The sequence below is a fragment of the Tessaracoccus oleiagri genome (assembly GCF_900103275.1).
In the GTDB taxonomy this organism is placed as follows: Bacteria; Actinomycetota; Actinomycetes; order Propionibacteriales; family Propionibacteriaceae; genus Arachnia; species Arachnia oleiagri.
In genome coordinates this window covers 344,990-364,271 of the sequence record NZ_FNGP01000002.1, presented here as the reverse complement: position 1 = coordinate 364,271, position 19,282 = coordinate 344,990, and the positions used below count along the sequence as shown (strand labels likewise).

Annotated in this window: 18 protein-coding genes; 9 read left to right on the top strand and 9 right to left on the bottom strand. The window is 69.4% G+C overall.

The genetic code is table 11. From position 1 onward, the window contains the following. Positions 1–15: 15 nt before the first annotated feature. From guaB to BLR46_RS06665, 3 genes are read left to right on the top strand one after another with little or no spacing between them, the layout of a single operon-like run. Positions 16–1,536 (top strand): IMP dehydrogenase, encoded by a 1,521-nt coding sequence (gene guaB, locus BLR46_RS06675; protein WP_245701563.1) that lies wholly within the window; start codon positions 16–18, stop codon positions 1,534–1,536. An 11-nt stretch (positions 1,537–1,547) separates the two neighbouring features. Further along, the gene (locus tag BLR46_RS06670; protein WP_093250210.1) at positions 1,548–2,651 is read left to right on the top strand and encodes a GuaB3 family IMP dehydrogenase-related protein; all 1,104 of its coding nucleotides are present in this window, start codon (positions 1,548–1,550) and stop codon (positions 2,649–2,651) included. Then, positions 2,648–2,947, top strand: coding sequence for a chorismate mutase (locus tag BLR46_RS06665; RefSeq protein WP_093250207.1), 300 nt, complete (start codon positions 2,648–2,650; stop codon positions 2,945–2,947). The genes BLR46_RS06670 and BLR46_RS06665 overlap by 4 nt, the downstream gene beginning before the upstream one ends. A 12-nt stretch (positions 2,948–2,959) precedes the next feature. Here the strand turns inward: BLR46_RS06665 and BLR46_RS06660 are convergent, their stop codons facing one another. Together BLR46_RS06660 and BLR46_RS06655 are read right to left on the bottom strand one after the other, a co-directional pair. Then, positions 2,960–3,340 carry a globin gene (locus BLR46_RS06660; RefSeq protein WP_093250205.1) on the bottom strand — a complete coding sequence of 127 codons (381 nt, stop codon included), beginning with the start codon at positions 3,338–3,340 and terminating at the stop codon, positions 2,960–2,962. A gap of 9 nt (positions 3,341–3,349) precedes the next feature. Next, the gene (locus tag BLR46_RS06655) at positions 3,350–4,027 is read right to left on the bottom strand and encodes a VOC family protein (protein ID WP_093250202.1); all 678 of its coding nucleotides are present in this window, start codon (positions 4,025–4,027) and stop codon (positions 3,350–3,352) included. A 106-nt stretch (positions 4,028–4,133) separates the two neighbouring features. Here BLR46_RS06655 and BLR46_RS06650 point away from each other — a divergent pair, with 106 nt between their 5' ends. Both BLR46_RS06650 and BLR46_RS06645 read left to right on the top strand, forming a co-directional pair. After that, entirely contained in the window at positions 4,134–5,024 is an 891-nt protein-coding gene (locus tag BLR46_RS06650; protein ID WP_093250199.1) for an ABC transporter ATP-binding protein, read from the top strand. Further along, on the top strand, positions 5,021–6,658 hold the full coding sequence (locus BLR46_RS06645) for an ABC transporter permease subunit (protein ID WP_093250197.1): 1,638 nt from the start codon (positions 5,021–5,023) through the stop codon (positions 6,656–6,658). Before BLR46_RS06650 ends, BLR46_RS06645 begins: the two co-directional genes overlap by 4 nt. Positions 6,659–6,661: 3 nt before the next feature. On the opposite strand, the gene BLR46_RS06640 is transcribed toward BLR46_RS06645, so the two are convergent. From BLR46_RS06640 to cysK, 3 genes are all read right to left on the bottom strand, one after another. Next, on the bottom strand, positions 6,662–8,065 hold the full coding sequence (locus tag BLR46_RS06640; protein ID WP_093250194.1) for a sodium:proton antiporter: 1,404 nt from the start codon (positions 8,063–8,065) through the stop codon (positions 6,662–6,664). A 96-nt stretch (positions 8,066–8,161) separates the two neighbouring features. Continuing rightward, the gene (epsC, locus tag BLR46_RS06635) at positions 8,162–8,719 is read right to left on the bottom strand and encodes a serine O-acetyltransferase EpsC (protein ID WP_093250191.1); all 558 of its coding nucleotides are present in this window, start codon (positions 8,717–8,719) and stop codon (positions 8,162–8,164) included. Positions 8,720–8,728: 9 nt separating this feature from the next. Further along, the gene (gene cysK, locus BLR46_RS06630) at positions 8,729–9,655 is read right to left on the bottom strand and encodes a cysteine synthase A (protein ID WP_093250189.1); all 927 of its coding nucleotides are present in this window, start codon (positions 9,653–9,655) and stop codon (positions 8,729–8,731) included. A gap of 144 nt (positions 9,656–9,799) precedes the next feature. Here cysK and guaA point away from each other — a divergent pair, with 144 nt between their 5' ends. Further along, entirely contained in the window at positions 9,800–11,353 is a 1,554-nt protein-coding gene (gene guaA / locus BLR46_RS06625; RefSeq protein ID WP_093250187.1) for a glutamine-hydrolyzing GMP synthase, read from the top strand. A 67-nt stretch (positions 11,354–11,420) separates the two neighbouring features. On the opposite strand, the gene BLR46_RS06620 is transcribed toward guaA, so the two are convergent. Beyond that, the gene (locus BLR46_RS06620; protein WP_093250184.1) at positions 11,421–11,681 is read right to left on the bottom strand and encodes a PspC domain-containing protein; all 261 of its coding nucleotides are present in this window, start codon (positions 11,679–11,681) and stop codon (positions 11,421–11,423) included. Positions 11,682–11,870: 189 nt separating this feature from the next. Here BLR46_RS06620 and BLR46_RS06615 point away from each other — a divergent pair, with 189 nt between their 5' ends. Continuing rightward, complete coding sequence (locus BLR46_RS06615) at positions 11,871–12,764, top strand: formate/nitrite transporter family protein (protein ID WP_093250181.1); 894 nt, start codon at positions 11,871–11,873, stop codon at positions 12,762–12,764. Between the two features lie 50 nt (positions 12,765–12,814). Here BLR46_RS06615 and BLR46_RS06610 read toward each other — a convergent pair whose 3' ends face one another. Next, positions 12,815–13,084: a GlsB/YeaQ/YmgE family stress response membrane protein gene (locus BLR46_RS06610; RefSeq protein ID WP_093250179.1), complete on the bottom strand. Its 270-nt coding sequence runs from the start codon at positions 13,082–13,084 to the stop codon at positions 12,815–12,817. A gap of 93 nt (positions 13,085–13,177) precedes the next feature. After that, entirely contained in the window at positions 13,178–14,404 is a 1,227-nt protein-coding gene (locus tag BLR46_RS06605; RefSeq protein ID WP_093250177.1) for a phospholipase D-like domain-containing protein, read from the bottom strand. A 65-nt stretch (positions 14,405–14,469) separates the two neighbouring features. Between BLR46_RS06605 and pcrA the strand changes: the two genes are divergently transcribed. Beyond that, on the top strand, positions 14,470–16,881 hold the full coding sequence (gene pcrA, locus BLR46_RS06600; protein ID WP_093250175.1) for a DNA helicase PcrA: 2,412 nt from the start codon (positions 14,470–14,472) through the stop codon (positions 16,879–16,881). Positions 16,882–16,939: 58 nt separating this feature from the next. Here the strand turns inward: pcrA and BLR46_RS06595 are convergent, their stop codons facing one another. Beyond that, positions 16,940–17,959, bottom strand: a complete 1,020-nt coding sequence (locus BLR46_RS06595; RefSeq protein ID WP_093250172.1) for a M23 family metallopeptidase — start codon at positions 17,957–17,959, stop codon at positions 16,940–16,942. Between the two features lie 147 nt (positions 17,960–18,106). Here BLR46_RS06595 and sucC point away from each other — a divergent pair, with 147 nt between their 5' ends. Then, complete coding sequence (gene sucC / locus BLR46_RS06590) at positions 18,107–19,282, top strand: ADP-forming succinate--CoA ligase subunit beta (RefSeq protein WP_093250169.1); 1,176 nt, start codon at positions 18,107–18,109, stop codon at positions 19,280–19,282.

Here is a 19,282-nt window from a genome sequence, read left to right as displayed (position 1 = left end):
TTCGAGAGGTGAAGCGTGACCGAAGAACTGTCCGGCGCGGGCGTACCGCAGAAATTCGCCACCTTGGGGCTGACGTACGACGACGTGCTCCTCCTGCCGGGCGAGACCGACGTGATCCCGTCGGAGGTCGACACCACCAGCCGGTTCACCAAGGGCCTGGAGCTCAAGCTCCCGATCCTGAGCGCGGCGATGGACACCGTCACCGAGTCGAGGATGGCCATCGCGATGGCCCGCCAGGGCGGCCTGGGCGTGCTGCACCGCAACCTCTCGATCGAGGACCAGGCCTACCAGGTGGACCTCGTGAAGCGGACGCAGACGGGCCGCATCGCCAACCCCGTCACCATCGGTCCGGACGCCACGCTCGAGCAGTTCGACCAGGTGTGCGGCCGCTACCGGGTGTCCGGCCTGCCCGTCGTCGCTGCCGACGGCACGCTCGTCGGCATCTGCACCAACCGCGACCTGCGTTTCACGCCCGTGGCCGAGTGGGCCACCACCAAGGTCAGCGACGTGATGACGGCGACGCCGCTGATCACCGCGCACGAGTCGATCAGCCGCGAGGACGCGACGACGCTGCTCCGCCAGCACAAGCGTGAGCGCCTGCCGCTGCTCGACGACGACGGCCGACTCACCGGCCTCATCACCGTGAAGGACTTCGTGAAGTCGGAGCAGTACCCGCTCGCATCCAAGGACGCACAGGGCCGCCTGCTCGTCGGCGCCGCAGTGGGCTACTTCGGCGACTCCTGGGAGCGCGCCATGACCCTCGTCGAGGCCGGGGTGGACGTGCTCGTCGTGGACACCGCGCACGGCCACGCGAGGCTGCTGCTCGACATGGTCCGCCGGCTCAAGGCCGAGGTGGGCGACAGGGTCCAGGTCATCGGCGGCAACGTCGCCACCCGCCAGGGTGCGCAGGCGCTCGTCGACGCCGGCGTGGACGCGGTCAAGGTGGGCGTCGGCCCGGGCTCGATCTGCACCACGCGCGTCGTCGCGGGTGTTGGGGTGCCGCAGGTCACCGCGATCTACGAGGCGTCGCTGGCGTGCCGTCCCGCGGGCGTGCCGGTGATCGCCGACGGCGGGCTCCAGTACTCGGGTGACATCGCCAAGGCGCTCGTCGCCGGCGCCAGCAGCGTCATGGTGGGCTCCCTGCTCGCCGGCTGCGAGGAGGCTCCGGGCGAGTTGGTCTTCATCAACGGGAAGCAGTACAAGCAGTACCGCGGCATGGGCTCGCTCGGCGCGATGAGCTCGCGCGGCAAGAAGTCCTACTCCAAGGACCGCTACTTCCAGGCCGACGTCGCGAGCGACGACGAGCTGATCCCGGAGGGCATCGAGGGCACGGTCGTCTACCGCGGCCCGGTCTCCTCCGTCGTGCACCAGCTCGTCGGGGGCCTGCACCAGAGCATGTTCTACGTCGGCGCCCGCACCCTCCCCGAGTTGGACGAGCGCGGCAGGTTCGTGCGGATCACCTCGGCGGGGCTCAAGGAGTCGCACCCGCACGACGTGCAGCACATCGCCGAGTCGCCCAACTACTCCCGACGCTAGGATCTGTGTCCATGTATGATCTCGCCCGCAGCAAGCGCGCCACGCAGGCCTACAGCTTCGACGACGTAGCCATCGCCCCCACGCGGCGCACCCGCAGCGACTCCGAAGTGGACCTGTCCTGGAAGATCGACGCCGTCACGTTCGACGTGCCGATCGTCGGTGCCCCCATGGACTCGGTGATGTCCCCGGAGACCGCGATCAGGATGGGCCAGCTCGGTGGTCTGGGCGTGCTCAACCTCGAGGGCCTCTGGACCCGCTACGAGGATCCCACCGAGCAGTACGAGCGGCTCACGGGGGAGATGGACCAGGTCACCGCGACGCGGCGCATGCAGGAGATCTACTCCGAGCCGATCAAGGCGGAGCTGATCGAGTCCCGACTCGCGCAGCTGCGTGAGGCGGGCGTCCCCGTCGCCGGTTCCCTGTCGCCCGCGCGCACCCAGGAGTTCGCCGGCATCATCGAGAAGGCAGGCCTCGACTTCTTCGTCATCCGCGGCACGACGGTCTCCGCAGAGCACGTCGGCGGGGAGAACGTCCTGAACCTGAAGGACTTCATCTACCGCTTCGACACGCCGGTCCTCGTCGGGGGAGTGGCGACGTACCGCGCGGCCCTCCACCTGATGCGCTCCGGCGCCGCGGGGGTCCTCGTCGGGTTCGGCGGCGGCGCGTCGCACACGACCGCCTCGGTCCTGGGCATCGAGGTGCCGATGGCGTCCGCGGTCGCCGACGTGGCCGAGGCCCGCCGCGACTACATCGAGGAGTCCGGAGGCCGCTACGTCCACATCATCGCCGACGGCGCGGTGGGGCGTTCCGGCGACATCGCCAAGGCCATCGCCTGCGGCGCCGACGCGGTCATGGTCGGCTCCCCGCTCGCCCGTGCCACCGAGGCCCCCGGCAAGGGCTGGCACTGGGGCTCCGAGGCCTGGCACTCCACGCTGCCCCGCGGCGAGCGCTCGTTCTTCGAGCAGGTCGGCACGCTGGAGGAGGTCGTCGTCGGCCCGTCGCGGGTGCCCGACGGCACGATGAACCTGGCCGGTGGGCTGCGCAAGGCCATGGCCCTGACCGGCTACACCGACGTCAAGAGCTTCCAGCGCATCGACCTGATCCTGCACGGATGACCGGCGACGAGGCCCGCGAGGAACTGCTCCGCCTGCGTTCCAGCATCGACAACATGGACTCGATGCTGGTGCACCTGCTGGCGGAGCGGTTCAAGGTGACCCAGCGCGTCGGGGAGCTCAAGGCCAAGCACGGCATGCCCCCGGCCGACCCCGACCGCGAGGCCAAGCAGATCGCCCGGCTGCGCTCGCTCGCGGAGGAGTCGCAACTCGACCCGGAGTTCGCCGAGAAGTTCATCACGTTCATCGTGCGCGAGGTCGTCCGGCACCACGAGCACATCCGCGACGAGCAGGGCTGAGCCCCCGGCCGGTCAGGCCTCCATCGCGTTGACCATGAAGTGCGCGGCGCGCACCAAATACTCCCGCAGCTCGGCGTCCTCGGCCTCGGGGAGCCCCAGGGTGTCCACCGCGGCCAGCATGTGCCGAAGCCAGCGGTCGCGCTGCTCCGGGGTGATCACGAACGGGGCGTGGCGGATCCGGAGCCTCGGGTGCCCGCGCGTCTCCCCGTAGGTCTTCGGGCCGCCCCAGTACTGCTCGAGGAAGAGCCTCAGCCGTTCCTCCGCCGGCCCCAGGTCCTCCTCCGGGTACATCTCCTTCAGCGGCGGGTCGTCGGCGACGCCGCGGTAGAACTCGTGTACGAGCTTGCGGAACGCCTCGTGTCCCCCGACGCGGTCGTAGAAGGTCTCGGTCATGCCCCCAGCCTATTCGGCGGGGCGACGCTCATGGATCCACAGGCGCTCGCCACCGTCGGGGTTCGCCACCCGCACGGTCCGACCGTTCGGGCCGTCCACGACCCGCGGGTCGGCGCCGATCTCCTCCAGCAGCGGGACGAGCGCCTCGACGTCGCCGGCGTGGAGGAAGGAGAGCAGCATCCCCCCGTCTGCCTCCTCCGGCGTCTCGTGGACGGCGACGCCGCCGTCGTCGCTGCGCAGTTCCACCCAGCGGCCGTTCCCGGTCCGAGCCGTCACCTCGAGCCCGGCGGACTCCAGCAGCGCAGCCGCGCGGGCCACGTCGGCGGTCATCCAGATGGGCAGCAGGCTCGTCCTGCCTCCTGCGGCCGAGTTCGCGCTGGTGGGCAGGGTCGCGCGCACGACCACACCGTCTCCGGTGCCGAGCGGCACCGCCCTGCCCCCGGGCATGTCCTCCTCGGCGACGCCCCGCTGCTCGGCCCAGGCGTCGAGGTCCTCCATCTCCAGGGTGAGCACGACGGTGCCGGGGGCGATGTCGTCGGTGGGGGCCTGCAGTGCCACCCGGCCACTGGCGAACTCCAGGACGTTCCAGCCGAGCTCCCGGACGACGGAGACGCCGCCCAACGCCGACAGGAGCAGCTCGTAACGGTCGGGGTGGTCGGTGTGCACGATGGGGCGGACGGTGGTCATGGCGGGACTCCCTTCGACGACGCCCAATCTACCGGCCCAGGAGCCTCCCGGAGGCCCGAGATCGAGGTGCAGGTCCTAGTCTGGTGTCATACGAGCGGGAGGAACCATGAGCACCCCAGCCATCCGCACCCACGGTCTCGTGAAGCGCTACGGCCGCTTCGAGGCCGTGAAGGGGATCGACCTCGAGATCCGGGCGGGGGAGGTGTTCGGGTTCCTCGGGCCGAACGGCGCCGGGAAGTCGACCACGATCCGGGTACTGCTCGACGAGATCCGCCCGACGGCCGGCCGGGCCGAGCTGCTCGGCCTCGACTCCCGGCGGGACGCCGTGGAGATCCACCGACGGATCGGCTACCTGCCCAGCGACCTGGCGCTCTACCCGAAGATGACCGGCCGGGACACGCTGAGATTCTTCGGGGGCCTGCGCGGCGGGGTCGACCAGAGCTACGTGGGCGAGTTGGTGGACCGCTTCGATGCCGATCTCGACAAACGCACCGGCGAGCTGTCGACCGGCAACCGGCAGAAGATCGGGCTCATCCTCGCCTTCATGCACCGCCCGGAACTGGTGATCATGGACGAGCCGAACGCGGGTCTGGACCCCCTCGTCCAGCACCAGTTCCAGCAACTCGTCAGGGAGACCGTCGCCGAAGGGCGGACCGTGTTCCTCTCCAGCCACACGCTCTCGGAGGTGCAGCGGGTGGCGGACCGCGTCGGCATCATCCGCGACGGGCACATGGTGGCGGTGGAGGACATCGACGACCTGCGCGCGGTGCGACGCGTCGACCTGCTCCTCGACCCGCAGCCGCGCGCGGTCGACTTCGAGGCGCTGGCCGGGGCCAGGGACGTCGTCGTCGCCGACCACCGCGTCCACTTGAGCTTCGACGGGGAACTGGGCGCCCTCCTGGAGGCGGTGACCGCCCGCTACCGGATCCTGGACCTCTCCGCCTCCGACGCCGACCTCGAGGAGGTCTTCCTCGCCTTCTACAGGGACTCGCGGTGAGCGGCGTCCTGGTGCTGCGCCACGGCCTGGCGGCGCGGTGGCGCCCGGCGGCGATCATCGTCGCGTCGATCTTCCCGATGCTCCTGCTCGGGCTGGCGATCTACCAGACGATGGACCTCACCATCTACGACGAGCTGCCAGAGGCGCTCCGGCAGATGATGGGCGTGCCACTGGGCGCCTCGGCGGCCGTGCTGGCCTACAACGAGATGCTCGCGGTCATGGGCGCGCTCGCCGTGGCGGCGCTCGCCGTCTCGATCGGTGCCGACATCGTCGCCGGCGAGGAGCGCCGACGTACCCTGGCGTTCCTGCTGGACCACCCCGTGTCGCGACTGACCGCAGTGTCGGCCAAGGCGCTCGTCCTCGTCGTCGTCATCGGCGCGACCGTGCTGGCGCTGTGGGGTGCCTCCGTGCTGTCGGCGGTCGTCACCGGCGTCGATCGCGGTGACGCGCACCTCGGTGCCGTGTGCGTGGGCCTCGGGGCCAATGCCCTGTTCTACGGCGCCCTCGCCTTCGCGATCGGTGCGGTCACCGGCAGCAAGTCCATGGCCGCGGGAGCGGGCGCCGCGGTGCTGGTGCTGAGCTGGTTCGCGGCGGGGCTGCTGCCCCTCTGGCCCGAGTACGCCGACCTGGCACGGTTCTCCCCGTGGCACTGGTACACGGAACCGGAGATCCTGGTGAACGGGATCGACGCGGGTTACTTGGCGCTGCACCTCGGGATCGCGGCCGTGCTCCTCACCGTCGGCGTGGTTGCGTTCCCCCGCCGGGATCTCCGCACCGCTCCGCCGGTCTCACTCTCGGAGCGGCTCGCCGCGCTCCGGTTGCTCGCCCCGAGGGGCCACGCACGACGACCGATGACGCTGTTCGGGCTGGCGTTCGCGCGCAACCGTGCGCTCCTTCTCGTCGTCACCGGCACGATGGGGCTGCTGATGGGAGTTGCGATGGGCCCCATCTACGAGCAGCTCGCTCCCGCGCTCGACTCGATGATGGAATCCATCCCGCCGGAGATGATGGCCCTCTTCGGGGCCGACGACATGTCGACACCCACGGGCTTCTACTGGGGCGAGACGATGGGGATGATGGCGCCGGCGGCGGTCATCACGATGGTGGCGGCGGCCGCCGCTGGGCTGGCCTCGGAGGAGCGGGAGGGGCGCCTCGGCACGGTCCTGAGCGCGCCGGTCCCGAGGTCGCGTGCGGTGCTGGCCGCGACGGTCGCGCTCACCTCCTACGCGACCATCGTCGCCGTCGCCACCGGCGCGGGCATCTGGGCGGGCTCCGAGCTCGCCGACCTGGGCCTGCTCCCCGCCAACATCATGGGTGCCACCGCGCACCTGCTCGCCCTCGGGCTGTTCGTGGGGGGCGTCTCCCTGCTCGTGGCTGCGGCGACCGGCAGCGGCGCGGCCGTCGTCTGGACCGCGGTCGGGCTGGGCCTCGTCGGCCACTTCGGCTACTCGATGCTCCTGCTCAGCGAGGACACCGAGGGCTACGCCAAGTTCTCGCCCTTCTACTACTACTCGGCGGCCCAGCCGCTCGCCGACGGGGCGGACTGGGCGCACGTCGCGCTGCTGGCGGGGGCGGGGGTGGCCGCCATGGCGGTGGCGTTCCCGGCCTTCAGCCGGCGCGACCTGCGCGTGTGAGCGTCAGGCGCCGACCGGGGTCCGGTCGGTCACGCGGCCCTTGAACACAGCCCTGACGATGATGAGGGCCACCGCGGTCCACCCCGCGATCTGCCAGCCGAGCCCGTCCGCGACGAAGATCCCGCTGACCGCGAAGAGGATCGGCAGGAGGTAGGACACCGACCACTGGATGTAGCCGCCGAACGACGGCATCTTCACGCCGGTGGACTCGGCCACTGACTTCACCATGAAGTTCGGGCCGTTGCCGATGTACGTCATGGCCCCGAAGAACACCGCACCGAGGCTGATCGCGACGAGGTAGAACTCGGGCACGCCCGGATCGAAGCCGATGCGGGGCTCACCGGGCAGCCGGCTCGCGATCTCGAAGAAGGTCGCGTAGGTGGGGGCGTTGTCCAGCACGGAGGAGAGCCCGCCGGTGATCCAGAAGAACGTCAGCTCGTTGAGCGGCAGCTTCGGCGCGATCTGGCCGAGGTACTTCAGCGCGGGAATCATGGTGAGGAAGATGCCGATGAAGATGGCGGCCACCTCGAGGATCGGCGCCCACTTGAACGCGTTGAGGCCGTAGCGCACCTCGTTGCTGCCCAGCCAGAGCGACAGTGCCGCCGCGCCGAGCATCAGGATCTCCCGGAGGGGCACGTACGACATGGCGGTGGCCTGGCCGGTCTCGATGGCGTGGAGGTCGATCGACGGGGCCAACGCGACGGCGAGGATGATCACGGCGAAGAAGATGAAGTGGACGGCTCCTGCGATGCGCAGGGGCTCCTGCTGCGTCTTGTCGAGGGCGATCGATGAGGGGTCCTCCAACGCGTACATCTTGCGGTCCAGCGCGAAGTAGGTCAGCAGCAGGAGGGAGTTGACGAGCAGCCACTCGAAGAAGAGCCCGAACGTCCAGGTGAACGGCACGCCGCGCAGCAGGCCGAGGAAGAGCGGCGGGTCGCCCAGCGGTGTGAGGAGGCCGCCGCAGTTCGCCACGACGAAGATCGCGAAGATCACGGTGTGGGCGACGTGCTTGCGCTCGCGGTTGGTCTTGAGGATGGGCCGGATCAGGAGCATGGCGGCACCCGTCGTCCCGATGAAGGAGGCGACGACGCCGCCCACGGCGAGGAACACGACGTTGTTGCGGGGCGTGGCCTCGATGTCGCCGCGGAGGTGGATCGCGCCGGCGACGATGAAGAGGGCCAGCAGCAGGGAGATGAACTGGAAGTACTCGAAGAGCGCGTGCCAGACCGAGACCGACTCACCCGCGAGAATCATCCACAGCGCGACCGGCAGGCCCAGCACCAGGGCCACCAGCAGCTGGTTGCGGGGACGCTCCCAGTGGTGGGCGGTGGCGGGGATGAGGGGGAAGATCGCGATGCTGAGCAGCATCAGGACGAAGGGGATCAACCCCCAGGCAGGCACGGTCATAGATGAACTCCACGGATAGCTACCGGGGTCACCCTGACGCGCCCGGTGCGCCTCAGCGTACTCCTTGGCCTTTCAACGACGAGCCGGGGGCCAGAGTTAGGCGATGACGTCCCCGTCGTGCACCTTGCTGGGAATGCCCACGATCACTGCGCCCGGGGCGACGTCCTTCACGACGAGCGCATTGGCGCCGATCTTGGCGTCGTCGCCGACCGTGATGGCGCCGATGATCTTCGCGCCGGCGCCGAGGAGGACCCGGTTGCCGATGGTGGGGTGGCGCTTGAAGCGGCCACGGGCCCGGCCGCCGAGGGTCACTTGGTGGTACATGAGCACGTCGTCGCCGACCTCGGCAGTCTCGCCGATGACGACCCCCATGCCGTGGTCGATGAAGAAGCGGCGGCCGATCGTCGCGCCGGGGTGGATCTCGATGCCGGTCAGGAAGCGGGCGAACTGGGAGATCGCCCGCGCCACGGGCTGCAGCGCGGGCGACTTGTACCAGAGCTTGTTGGCCACCCGGTACGCCCACACGGCGTGGACGCCCGAGTAGATCAGCGCGACCTCGAGCTTGTTGCGAGCGGCCGGGTCATCCCGCATGGCCGCATCCAGGTCCTCCTGGATGCGGGCCCAGGCGCGCTGCAACAATCCCTTGTTCGTCATGGCTGAAATCTAGCCGACAAGGCCCTCGAAGAGAACGGTGGACAGGTAGCGCTCACCGAAGTCGGGGACGATGACGACGATCGTCTTGCCCGCGTTCTCGGGGCGCTGGGCGATCTCGGCCGCGGCGGAGAGCGCCGCGCCGCCGGAGATGCCGGCGAGGATGCCCTCCTCCGATGCGGCCCTGCGGGCGTACTCGATCGACTCGTCGAGCTTGCGGGTGACGATCTCGTCGATGACGCTGCGGTCGAGGATCTCCGGCACGAAGTTGGCGCCCAGCCCCTGGATCTTGTGGGGGCCGGCCTTGCCCTCGCTGAGCAGCGGGGAGTCGGCCGGCTCGACGGCGACGATCTGCACGTCGGGCTTGCGCTCCTTCAGCACCTGGCCGACACCGCTGATGGTGCCGCCGGTGCCTACTCCGGCGACGAAGATGTCGATCTTGCCGTCGGTGTCGTTCCAGACCTCCTCCGCGGTGGTGGTGCGGTGGATGTGCAGGTTGGCCTGGTTGGCGAACTGTCGGGCCAGCACGCCGCCGCGCTCGGCGGCGATCTCCTCGGCCTTGCCGACCGCACCACGCATGCCCTCGGGGCCGGGGGTCAGGATCAGCTCGGCGCCGTACGCGCGCAGCAGTGCGCGACGCTCCATCGACATGGTCTCGGGCATGCACAGCACGACCTTGTAGCCGCGCGCGGCGCCGGCCATGGCGAGAGCGATGCCGGTGTTGCCGGAGGTGCCTTCGACGATGACGCCGCCGGGCTTCAGCTGCCCGGACTGCTCCGCGGCATCGATGATGGCCACGCCGATGCGGTCCTTCACGGAGTTGGCGGGATTGTAGAACTCCAGCTTCGCTGCGACGGTCGCGTTGTCGCCGGCGATGCGGTTCAGCTTCACAAGGGGCGAGCGGCCGATCAGGGCCGTCACGTCAGGGTAGATGCTCATGCACGCACCAACGACCGGGGCGTCGAATCTATTCCCGCCCCCTGAGAATTTTTCACGCGCGCCACCGAAGGCGGCGTGGTCACCTGTTGCATCGGCGCTGCGGCCGATGCGACGCGAGGGCGCGCGCGGACTAGACTTCCGTGCATGATCGTCCACCACGAACGCGTGCTCGTCGTCGATTACGGGGCCCAGTACGCCCAGCTGATCGCCCGCCGGGTGCGCGAGGCGCATGTCTACTCCGAGATCGTGAGCTCCAAGCTCTCCGTCGAGGAACTTCTGGCGAAGCGGCCCTCGGCCATCATCCTCTCGGGTGGCCCCTCGTCCGTGTACGAGCCCGGCGCGCCGCAGGTGGACCGGAGCCTCTTCGAGGCGGGCGTCCCCGTCTTCGGCATCTGCTACGGGTTCCAGGCCATGGCGCAGGCGCTCGGCGGCACCGTCGCACGGACCGGGACGCGCGAGTACGGCCGCTCGGCGTTGGCCATCCAGAACAGCGGCTGCCTGCTCGAGGCGATCCCCAACACCATCAACGTCTGGATGAGCCACGGCGACTCCGTCACCAAGGCGCCCAAGGGACTGCAGGTCCTCGCCCGGACCGCGGGCGCCCCCGTCGCCGCGTTCGAGAGCCGTGAGCGCAAGCTCGCGGGCGTCCAGTGGCACCCGGAGGTGATGCACTCCCAGTGGGGCCAGCAGGTGCTCGAGCACTTCCTGTTCAAGATCGCCGGCCTGACCCCGTCCTGGACCCCGGACACCATGGTCTCCGAGACCATCACCGCCATCCAGGAGCAGGTGGGCGACCGGCGGGTGCTCTGCGCGCTCTCCGGCGGCGTGGACTCCGCGGTCGCTGCCGCGCTCGTGCAGCGCGCCATCGGCTCGCAGCTGACGTGCGTCTTCGTCGACCACGGGCTCCTCCGGGCCGGCGAGGCGGAGCAGGTCAAGGAGGACTTTGTCCGGGCCACCGGCGTGGACCTGGTCGTGGCCGACGAGCGCGAGCGGTTCCTCGGCGCGCTGGCCGGGGTCACCGACCCCGAGCAGAAGCGCAAGATCATCGGCCGCGAGTTCATCCGGACGTTCGAGGAGGTGGCCCGGCAGCTCGAGAGCGACCGGGGCATCGACTTCCTCGTGCAGGGGACGCTGTACCCCGACGTGGTCGAGTCCGGCGGCGGCGACGGGGCCTCGAACATCAAGAGCCACCACAACGTGGGCGGCCTGCCCGACGACCTGCAGTTCACGCTCATCGAGCCGCTCCGCGCCATGTTCAAGGACGAGGTCCGCCAGGTGGGGGCACAGTTGGGTCTCCCGGAGGAGATGGTGCACCGGCACCCGTTCCCGGGACCCGGCCTGGGCATCCGCATCGTCGGCGAGGTGACGGAGGAGCGCCTCGAGATCCTACGGCGCGCCGATCTCATCGCCCGTGAGGAGCTCCGAGCCGCCCATCTCGAACGAGAGATCTGGCAGTTCCCCGTGGTCCTGCTCGCCGACGTCCGCTCGGTGGGCGTCCAGGGCGACGGACGCACCTATGGCTACCCGATCGTCCTCCGCCCGGTCACGAGCGAGGACGCGATGACGGCCGACTGGGCGCGCCTCCCGTACGAGGTGCTCGAGAAGATGTCGACCCGCATCACCAACGAGTGCGAGGGCATCAACCGGGTCGTCGTCGACATCACCAGCAAGCCCCCGGGCACCATCGAGTGGGAGTGACGGGTCACTTGGACGGAGGAGGGGCCGGCAGCGATCACGCTGCCGGCCCCTCCCGCGTCTCGGTCGGCTAGGACTGCGGAGGCCTGGGCCGGTCGCGCTCCTCGTACCAGTGCTTCGCCTTGCGCAACTGGTCCTCGGCGATCGTGCCCCCCTCCGCGCGCGGGATCACGATCCACAGCAGCGCGTACAGGAGGACGCCCGAGCCGCCGAAGACCGTGAACAACACGAAGGCGATACGGACCCAGCTCGGGTCGATGTTGAAGCTCTCGGCGATGCCCCCGGCCACGCCGCCGATCATCTTGTGCTCGTTGGAGCGTCGAAGCTGCATGTCACTGTCCCTTCTTTCGCTGCCTCCAGCGTAGTGCAGCAGCGGCGCCACGAGCGGGGGAACGACGGAGTCGCCCCGGGTCCGGCTCGGGCCCGGCGGGGGATAAGCGACCCCGCTGCGGACGTGTTTCTGAGAAAAGTTAGTATCTATCAACTACAGTCCGTCGTAGCCCATCGAAAGGACCACGCGATGTCCACAGTCGCGAACTCGCCGGTAGAAGCCGTGGCGGCCGCCGAGGCCGGCCTGCTGAAGAAGGCCAACGCACCCTGGGCCTCCACCATGGTGGCAGCCATGTTCGCGGGAGCGCTGATCGGGCTCGGTTTCGTGTTCTACGCGACGACGCAGATGGGCGCGGCCGAGTTGCCCTACGGGCTGGGAAAGGCCATCGGCGGGTTGGCGTTCTCAGGCGGCCTCTTCGTCGTCATCATCACGGGCGGTGATCTCTTCACCTCCACGTCGATGTCGACGCTGCCGCTGGCGAGCGGGAAGCTGCGGTGGGCGCGCCTGCTGCGGCACTGGGGCGTGGTCTACGTGTTCAACATGGTGGGCGCCGGCATCCTCGTCGTACTCGTCCTCCTCTCGGGCACCGCACTGCAGCACGGAGGGGAGTGGGGCGCCATCCTGGTCAGCGCCGCCAACGCCAAGGTGAGCCACACCTGGATCGAGGCCTTCTTCCTCGGCGTGCTCTGCAACCTCCTGGTATGCCTCGCGGTGTGGGTGGGCTTCCTCGGCAAGACCGTGGTGGACCGCTTCATCGCGGTGCTCTTCCCCATCTCGCTGTTCGTGGCCACGGGCTTCGAGCACTCCGTGGCCAACATGTTCATCATCCCCATGGGACTGGTGCTGAAGGCACAAGGGGCGCCGGAGGTGATCCAGTCGCTCGGCGGGAAGGACGTGTCCGGCCTGACATGGACCAGCTACGTGTTCGACAACCTGGTGCCGGTGACGCTCGGCAACATCCTCGCCGGCTCGGTCTTCATCGCACTCGGGATGTGGGCCTGGCACCGCCACTCCCTGCCCGTGCCTGCGCACGCACCCCAATCCACCACCGCGGAGCCAGTGGCGGCCGCAGCCCGGGCATGACGAAGGGGCGACGGCTGAGCCGTCGCCCCTTCGAAGGGTCGGTCCGCGAGTCAGGCGCGGCGGTTCTTCGTGACCAGGCCGTAGATGAGCAGGACGACGATGGCGCCGACGATCGAGCTGATCAGGCCGGCGATGGAGAAGATGTCGGAGTAGCGGCTGTCCAGGAGGAGGCCGCCCAGGAAACCACCGACGAACGCGCCGATGACACCGAGGAGGACGGTCATCCAGAACCCGCCACCCTGCCGCCCGGGGATGATGGCCTTGGCGATCGCGCCGCCGAGGAAGCCGATGATGATGTACGCAATGATGTTCCAGATCATGCGTCCAGTCTGCACCGCGTGAGGGTCACTTGGTCAGCACTTATGCGCACCAGGGGCCCAATTCTCCCGTGCCGGTCCCGAGCAGGCCGGAGTTCAGAAGATCGGGCGCCAGGGGCTGAGGAAGACCTCGGTCAGCTTGGCCACCCAGGAACGTCGTTCCCAGTCCTCGAGCCGCAGCTCGTAGCAGTTGGCCTGGTCCATCGCGAACACCTTCTCCATGTGCTCCGCGAGGGCGAAGTCGGTGATGTCGAGGTTCACCTCGTAGTTGCCGAGCAGGCTCAACCGGTCGAGGTTCGCGGTGCCGATGGTGGACCAGGTGCCGTCGATCGTCGCGGTCTTCGCGTGGACCATCGCGTCCTGGTACATGTACAGGCGGATCCCGGAGCGCAGCAGACGCGCGTAGAAGCCGCGGGACAGCCAGTCCGCGACGACGTGGTTGGAGCGTTCGGGGACGATGATCCGCACGTCGACGCCGCGGCGGGCAGCGTCACGCAGGGCGGCGACGAGATCGTCGTCGGGCAGCAGGTAGGCGTGGGTGAGCCAGATGCGCTCGGTCGCCCGGTCGATCGCCTCGAGGTACATGTTGCGGATCGGGTAGACGCTGATGCGGGGCGTGTTGCGGTGGAGCCGGATCTGCCCGAACCAGCTCCGCTCGGGGTTCTCGTCGATGACGGGCTGGCGCTTCGACCGGTGCGCGTTCCAGAAGTCGATGTAGGCGTTGTCGAGTTCCGAGACGCTGGGCCCGACGATGCGCGCGTGGGTGTCGCGCCAGCCGGTGGCGTAGAGGGACCCGATGTTGTAGCCGCCCAGGAAGCCGATCCGCCCGTCCACGGTCATCAGCTTGCGGTGGTTCCGGCCCCAGTTCTGGGGGCCCACGAGGCCATGGATCAGGGGGAAGCGCAGCGTGTGGACGTGGCTGGGGAATCGGTAGAACTTCGGGTCGACCACCATGTTGCCGAACGCGTCCCAGCAGACGTAGACCTCCACGCCGCGGTCCGCGGCCCGGATCAGGGCGTCCTTGATCCGGCGGCCCCAGGTGTCGGACTTCCAGATGTAGGTCTCGAAGAACACCCGCTCCCGCGCGCCGTCGATGGCCTCCACCATGGCGTTGTAGAGGTTCTCCCCGTACGTGTAGACGGTCACCTCGTCGCCGTCGACGTCGAGCGGCTCGGGGACGGAGGTGGGGAAGCGCACGGCACGACGGCGCTTCTTCCGGAAGCCCTCGAGCGCGGTCAGCGCGGCCATGGCGAGGATCTGCCCTATGACTATGGTGAGGGTGGTGCGGGAGACGATCCTGCGGAGCCGTTCGAGGCGCGACATGCGCTCAGCCTAGTGCAGACGGGCGGATGGGGCTGTCGGTGCGGCGCAGTAGGCTTGCGCGTGACATGTCTGACTCCCTCTTTCCCGACCTCGCCGCCGCATTCGCACCCCAGCCCAAGGCCGATGACGCGCCCCGGCCGGAGCGCACGGGCACGTCGCGCCGCATCAGCGAGGACGAGCTCCTCGATGGCCTCAACCCGCCGCAGCGCGAGGCGGTCCTGCACGCCGGCGGTCCCGTGCTGGTGGTCGCCGGCGCCGGGTCGGGGAAGACACGGGTGCTGACCCGGAGGATCGCGCACCTCGTCAGCCAGCGCGACGTCCACCCCGGCTCCATCCTGGCCATCACGTTCACCAACAAGGCGGCCGCCGAGATGCGCGAGCGGGTCGTCGGGCTGGTGGGCAACCGCGCGAAGCTGATGTGGGTCTCCACGTTCCACTCGGCGTGCGTGCGGATCCTTCGCTCGGACATCGACCGCTTCGGCATCGCCAAGACCTTCTCCATCTACGACGACGCCGACGCCAAGCGGCTGATGTCGCTCGTGCTCCGCGACCTGGAGGCCGACCCGAAACGTTTCCCCGTCCGCGCGGTGATGACCGCGGTCAGCAACTTCAAGAACGAGCTCGTCGACTACGAGACGGCGGCGGCCCAGGCGGTCACCCCCAACCAGAAGGTCTACGCCGACGCCTACGCCGACTACCAGGCGAGGCTGGCGTCCGCGAACGCCCTCGACTTCGACGACCTCATCATGACGACGGTCAACCTCTTCCAGGCCTTCCCGGACGTGCGGGAGAAGTACCGCCGTCGGTTCCGGCACGTGCTCGTCGACGAGTACCAGGACACCAACCACGCGCAGTACGCGCTCATCCGCGAGCTCGCGGGGGACGTCACCGACGGCATGGTGGCGGGCACTCCCGTGGTCGAGCCCGCGGAGTTGATGGTCGTCGGCGACTCCGACCAGTCGATCTACGCCTTCCGCGGCGCCACCATCCGCAACATCCTCGACTTCGAGGCGGACTTCCCCGGCGCCAGCACCGTGGTGCTGGACCAGAACTACCGCTCCACCGGCAACATCCTCACCGCCGCCAACGCGGTCATCTCGCGCAACGAGGGCCGCCGCGACAAGCAGCTGTGGTCCGACCTGGGGGAGGGTGAGCTGATCACCGGCTGGGTGGCCGACTCGGAGCACGACGAGGCGCAGTTCGTCGCCACCGAGATCGACAGGCTCCGCGACGAGGGGATCTCCCAGTACTCCGACACGGCGATCTTCTACCGCACCAACGCGCAGTCGCGCGCGCTGGAGGAGGTGTTCATCCGGGTCGGCCTCCCGTACCGGGTGGTCGGCGGCGTGCGCTTCTACGAGCGCCGCGAGATCCGCGACGCCGTCGCGTACCTCCGGGCCATCGTCAACCCCGCGGACGACGTCTCCGTGCGCCGCATCCTGAACGTGCCGAAGCGCGGCATCGGCGACCGCGCGGAGGCCGCGATCGCCAGCCTCGCCGCGCAGGAGCGGATCACGTTCTTCGAGGCGCTGCGCCGGGCCGACGAGGCGCAGCTCGCGGCCCGGAGCGCGAAGCAGATCAAGTTCTTCGTCGACCTCATCGAGGCCCACCAGATGCTCGCCGCCACCGGCACGGCCGCCGACGAGGTGCTGCTCAGCGTCCTCAACCAGTCCGGTTACGTCCCCGAGCTGCAGAACTCCACCGACCCGCAGGACGAGACCCGCTTGGAGAACCTGGAGGAGCTGGTCAGCGTCGCCGCCGAGTTCGTGGCCGCGGCCAACACCGTCGACCTCGACGAGGAGGACGTCTCCGGGCTCGCCGCCGGGATGCCGGAGCCCGACGACTCCCTCGCGGCATTCCTGGAACGGATCGCGCTGGTCGCGGACTCCGACCAGGTGCCCGACGAGGGGACCGGCGTCGTGACGCTGATGACCCTCCACACGGCGAAGGGGCTGGAGTTCGACACCGTCTTCCTCACCGGGCTCGAGGAAGGGATCTTCCCGCACCAGCGGGCGATGCTCGACATGGCCGAACTGGAGGAGGAGCGGCGCCTCGCCTACGTCGGTGTCACCCGCGCCCGCAAGCGGCTCTATCTCACGCGCGCCACGGTGCGGACCACCTTCGGCCAGCCTGCCTACAACCCGCCGTCGCGGTTCCTCGACGAGGTGCCCGCCCACGTCCTCGACTGGCGCAGGACCGGGTCGGGCGCCATGAGCACCTGGGCCGCCTCCGCGGCCACGCGCAACCATCAGACCCGTTCGCGGATGACCGACGCGGCGCCCAGCTTCGGCAAGGGCCAGGCGCCGAAGCAGGCGCTGGTCGTGCGCACCGGCGACAAGGTGCTGCACGCCAAGTTCGGGCTCGGCACCGTGCTCGCCGTCGTGGGAGCCGGGGACCAGGCGAAGGCGGACGTCGACTTCGGCTCGGCCGGCACCAAGCGGATGAGCCTGAAGCACGCGCCGATGGAGAAGCTCTAGGGGGAACGGGAACGCCCGCCGCTCGATGGAGCGGCGGGCGTTTCGGTGTCTTCGGGGATCAGCCGTTGACGCCGAGGCTGCGGAGGAACGTCATCGGGTTCGACGCCTGGTACACGTCGCCGGGCGTGGTGCCGTTCTTGTAGTACTCGAAGTGCAGGTGCGAGCCGAAGGAGCGGCCCGTGTTGCCGACGTAGCCGATCAGGTCGCCGGCCTTCACCGTCTGGCCCGCCTTGACGGTGCGACGTGAGAGGTGGGCGTAGAGCGTGGCGCCCGGCTTGTGCTGGATGACGACGTTGGTGCCCGCCCAGCCCGCGGCGGTGGGGCTCAGGACGACGCCGGAAGCGACCGCGTAGACGGGGGTGCCGGTGGGGGCGGGGAAGTCCTGGCCGGTGTGGTAGCGGGCCCAGATGCCGCGCTGGCCGAAGCCGGCACCGACGCGGAAACCGGACTTGACCGGCATCGAGCCGCCCTTCGCGGTGAGGTTGGCGACGTCGTTGGAGGACATCCCGGAGGTCTTGAAGCCGGAGGCGGCGGCGATCTTCTTCGCCTCCTCGAGGCGGCGTGCGGCCTCCTCGGCCTCCTTCTTCAGCTTCTCGGCCTGCTGGTTCACGAGCTGGAGATCGGCGTCCATCAGGCGCTCGCGCTCGAGCGCGGTGTCCGACACCTCCGCCTGGAGCGCGTCGTCGGCCGCCTGGCCGATGGCCTCGGCCCGCTGGCGAGCGTTGGCGTCCGCGGCTTCCTCGCTGAGCCCGTCGCGCACCACGTTGCGGGAGACGTCGGCGGCGCGGTTGGCGAAGCCCTGCTGGGCGGCCTCGAGCGCGGCGGCCGGGACGGCTGCCTCGGCGCCGATGGAGCTCATGGCGGGCTCGCTGCTGTCACGGGCGGCGAAGGCGTAGGCGAAGAGGGTGCCGGCGGCCAGCGCGCCGGCCATTACCGCGGCGACGGCGCCCTTGCCGATCTTCGCGCGGCCGTGACCGCGGCGGGCCCGGCTGGGATTGGGGGTGAGGTCCTCGATCGAGTCGACGGTGTCGTCGATGGCGATGCCACGCCGGGGCGTAACGTCGAACTCTTCGCTCACTGTGCTCCTCTGAGATTTGAAACCGAGTGGAACCTTAGCATTTCTCAGGTTGGTCTCAAACTCGGGGTGCAGGATGTTTCACGGGCGCTGCGCAGTTCCTAGTAGAGTGCCCGTTGGCAGCAACCAAAGAACACACAAGGAGTCAAAGTGGACCTCCTGGAATTCCAGGCCCGCGACCTGTTCGAACGTTTCGGGGTGCCAGTCCTGCCGGGACGCGTCGCCACCACCGTCGACGAGGCGCTCGAGGGCTATGAGGGGCTCGGCGGCGGCACCGTCGTCGTGAAGGCGCAGGTGCGCGTGGGCGGCCGCGGCAAGGCCGGTGGCGTGAAGCTCGCGAAGAGCGCGTCCGAGGTGGCAGAGGTGGCCGGGCAGATCCTCGGCATGGACATCAAGGGGCACACGGTGGAGACCGTGATGCTGAGCCCCGCGGCGGAGATCGCCGACGAGTACTACTTCTCGATCCTCCTCGACCGCGCGGCGAACGGCTACCTCGCCATGTGCAGCCTCGAGGGTGGGGTGGAGATCGAGCAGCTCGCCGAGGAGCGCCCGGAGGCGCTGGCGAAGGTGCAGATCGACCCGGCGGTCGGGATCGATGAGGCCACGGCGACGGAGATCCTCCGCCAGGCCGGATTCGAGGAGAAGGACCACGCGAAGATCGGGCTGGTCCTGCGGAAGCTCTGGCACGCCTTCATCGAGTCGGACGCGACGCTCGTGGAGGTCAACCCACTGGTCCGCACCGGCTCCGGCTACATCCTCGCGCTCGACGGCAAGGTCACCCTCGACGACAACGCCGAGTTCCGGCACTCGGACTGGGCGCGCTACCACGAGACCGCGGGCAACGTGGACCTCGAGAAGCAGGCCCGCGAGCTCGACCTCAACTACGTGAAGCTCGACGGGTCGGTCGGCATCATCGGCAACGGCGCCGGGCTCGTGATGAGCACGCTCGACGTCGTGGCCGCGGCCGGCGAGGACCTCCCGGGGCAGCCCAAGCCGGCCAACTTCCTCGACATCGGGGGCGGCGCCTCGGCCCAGGTGATGGCCAACGGGCTGCGCATCATCATGAGCGACCCCCAGGTGAAGTCGGTGTTCGTCAACGTCTTCGGTGGCATCACCGCCTGCAACGAGGTGGCCCACGGCATCGTGACCGCGCTCGAGATGCTGGGCGACGAGGCGCAGCTGCCCATCGTCGTGCGGCTCGACGGCAACTCCGTCGAGGTCGGCAAGGCCATCCTGGCGGAGGCCGACCACCCACTCATCACCGTGAAGTCGACGATGGACGAGGCCGCCCGCACCGCGGCGCAGCTCGCCAGCAAGGGGAACTGA